Origin of the sequence: Desulfurivibrio nitratireducens (assembly GCF_044068515.1) — a bacterium.
Lineage (GTDB): Bacteria > Desulfobacterota > Desulfobulbia > Desulfobulbales > Desulfurivibrionaceae > Desulfurivibrio.
In genome coordinates, this window is record NZ_JBIPKI010000086.1 from 1 (window position 1) to 3,044 (window position 3,044).

Below are 3,044 nucleotides of genomic sequence, written 5' to 3' on the forward strand. Positions count from 1 at the left end.
ATGAATGAAATGGCGGGAGGCAAACGCCGGCCCGGCGGCCGGTGATTCGGCGACCGCCGCCACCCTCCCTCCTCTCATGGAGGACCGGATTCCCCTGGCCGCTTTTCCCGCCGGGGCGGGGGCGGGCAACCTCTTCCACCGGATTCTGGAAACTGCTTCCTTCACCGATGCCTCCCGCCACCCCGAGATCATCGCCGAGCAGACCCGGATCTTCGGCTTCAACCGGCCGGAATGGCAACCCCTCCTGCAGCAGGCCCTGGCGGCGGTGCTGACCACCCCCCTGACTTCCCCTCAGGCCACCGGGGAATCCTTTTGCCTGGCCGATATCGACGACCGGCACCGGCTCAACGAAATGGCTTTCACCTTTCCGGTCCGCCAGCAACAAACCCCATTGGAAGCCTCCCGGCTGGCGGCGTTCTTTGCCCGCTTTCCCGAGGGCTTGCCCGCCGCTTACGACGAGCAGGTCAAAGCCCTGCGCTTTCCCGCCTTGCAAGGCTACCTGAAAGGTTTTGTCGACCTGATCTGCCTCTGGCGCGGCAAATGGTATGTCATCGATTACAAGAGCAACCTGCTGGGGCCGACCTTCGGGGCCTATCAGCCCCGCCATTTGGCTCCGGTGATGAGCAGCCACCATTACGTGCTCCAGTACCATATCTACCTGGTGGCCCTGCATCGCCACCTGGCCGCCCGGTTGCCGGATTACGATTACGAGAGCCATTGCGGCGGGGCCCTCTATCTTTTCCTGCGGGGGCTTAACCCGGAACTGGGCCCGGCCGCCGGGGTTTATTTCGAGCGGCCGCCGCGGGCCCGGATCGAAGCCCTGGACGGGTTGCTCGCCGCCGCCGGGCCCGGCGGGGAAAAGGGGCCGTGAATAAAAAAGGGCCGCCCGGCTCCCCAACAACGCGGTTGACCCGCGGGGGCTCCGGCGGTACATACAGTAAGCAGTCAGGGCCGATCCCGGGTCCCTGGCCCGGCGGGGCACTTCGCCCCATGAGATTAATTTTCAGGAGTTTATCGTAATGAGTGGTTTTGCCGAACTTTTTGCCGAAAATGAAGCGGCCGGAGAGAAGCTCCAGCCCGGCCAGCAGATCAGTGCTCCGGTGGTCAGCATCGCCCGAGAGTGGGTCTTTATCGACCTGGGAGGCAAGAGTGAAGGGGCGGTGGCCAAGTCCGAATTCCTCGACGCCGAAGGCAATTGCACCGTGGCGGTGGGGGATGTGGTCAAGGTTTACTTCCTGGCCGAAAAGAAACAGGAAAAACTTTTCACCACCAAGGTTGGCGGGTCCGCGGCCCAGGCCCACCTGGAAGAGGCCTTTCACAGCGGGATCCCGGTGGAGGGGGCGGTGGAGTCGGAAGGCAAGGGCGGTTTTGTGGTCCGGATCGGCGGCAGCGTCCGGGCCTTTTGCCCCTTTTCCCAGATGGGCCTGCGCCGGGTGGAAAACAGCGAGGAATACCTGGGCCAGAGCATGACCTTCAAAATCATCGAATTCCGGGAAGGGGGCCGCAATATCATCCTTTCCCGGCGCCAGTTGCTTGAAGAGGAACGGGCGGCCCGCAAGGAAGAACTGCGCCGGACCCTTAAGGTGGGCGACCGGGTCAGCGGCACCGTGACCTCGCTGCAGAAATTCGGCGCCTTTGTTGATATCGGCGGGATCGAGGGCCTGATCCCGATGGGAGAAATCAGTTGGGGCCAGGTGGAAGACATCCACAGCCATCTCGAGCCGGGGCGCCGGGTGGAGGTGGTGGTCAAGAGCCTGGACTGGGAGCGGGACCGTTATTCCCTGAGCCTCAAGGATACCCTGCCCGATCCCTGGGACCAGGTCGGGCTCCAGTTCCCCGAAGGTTCACGCCACCTGGGCCGGGTGGCCCGGTTGATGGACTTCGGCGCCTTCGTGACCCTGGCCCCGGGAATCGACGGCTTGGTGCATATTTCCAAGCTCGGGGCCGGCCGCCGGATCAATCACCCCCGCGAGGTGGTTCAGCCCGGCGATGAAATCGAGGTCCAGATCGAGTCCTTTGACCCCGAAAAAAGGCGGCTTTCCTTAAGCGTGCCGCCGCCGGCCGGCAGTGAAGCCGTCCCGGAGAAAAGCGGCGCCAAAGGCAAAGCGCGGGCCAAGGGGGCGGCGGAGGATGACACCCGCCAGGACTACCGGGAATACCAGGGCCAGAAAAGCGACCAGACCATGGGCACTCTGGGCGATTTGCTCAAGGCCAAGCTTGCCTCAAAAAAACCGGGCCGCAAGTAAGGGGATGACCAGGTTCCGCCGCCAGACCAGCCGGGGCCCGGGAGCCGGAACCCGGGCCGGCGGGGGCGCTGCGTGAACGCCCGGCCCCTGATCGGCTTTCTCCCCATCGCCCGCCGCGATGCCCGGCTCTTGATCCTGGGCAGCATGCCAGGGGAGGCTTCCCTGCGGGCCGGCGAATATTACGCCCATCCCCGCAACGCCTTCTGGCCCATTATCGCTGAACTGCTGGGTTTTCCGGCCGGGCTTCCCTACCCGGCGCGGGCGGCCCGGTTGAGGGAGAGCGGCATCGCCCTCTGGGACGTGCTGCGCACCTGCCACCGCCGGGGCAGCCTGGACTCGGCCATTGATCACGCCTCGGCGGAAATCAATGACTTTACATCATTTTTTGCTAGCCATACCCGGGTCAAGGTGGTCTGCTTCAACGGCGGCGCCGCCGAGAACATTTACCGGCGCCTGGTCCTGCCTGGTCTGCCGGCCCGGGCGGCGGGCCTCGAGCGCCACCGGCTACCCTCCACCAGCCCGGCCAACGCCCGCTACAGCTATGGGACCAAACTCCAGGCCTGGCGGGAAATTATCAATGGCTCCCAGCCGGAGGCGTGATGCCTGCAACGCCAAAGGAAAAATTGTGGTCCCAACTGGTGCGGGAAGAAGCCCTGGCCGAATTCGACCGCCATTGGGCGGCCCTGCTGGCCCGTCTTGACCCCGCCGCCGGGCCGAATCTGCTGCTGACCGCCGCCCTGGCCCGCTTTGCCATCGAGCAGGGCCATGTCTGCCTGGACCTGGCCGACCCGGCCGCCT

The 3,044-nt window shown here is 65.0% G+C and carries 4 protein-coding genes; all 4 read left to right on the forward strand.

Annotation, left to right across the window (positions count from 1 at the left end):
• Window positions 1–76: 76 nt before the first annotated feature.
• On the forward strand, window positions 77–871 hold the full coding sequence (locus tag ACHHTY_RS11920; protein WP_395494390.1) for a PD-(D/E)XK nuclease family protein: 795 nt from the start codon (window positions 77–79) through the stop codon (window positions 869–871).
• A 148-nt stretch (window positions 872–1,019) separates the two neighbouring features.
• Window positions 1,020–2,246: a 30S ribosomal protein S1 gene (gene rpsA, locus ACHHTY_RS11925; RefSeq protein ID WP_395494391.1), complete on the forward strand. Its 1,227-nt coding sequence runs from the start codon at window positions 1,020–1,022 to the stop codon at window positions 2,244–2,246.
• Between the two features lie 72 nt (window positions 2,247–2,318).
• On the forward strand, window positions 2,319–2,846 hold the full coding sequence (locus tag ACHHTY_RS11930; protein WP_395494392.1) for a DNA-deoxyinosine glycosylase: 528 nt from the start codon (window positions 2,319–2,321) through the stop codon (window positions 2,844–2,846).
• On the forward strand, window positions 2,846–3,044 hold a 199-nt coding region (locus ACHHTY_RS11935; protein WP_395494393.1), incomplete at its 3' end, for a hypothetical protein. The genes ACHHTY_RS11930 and ACHHTY_RS11935, both read left to right, overlap by 1 nt.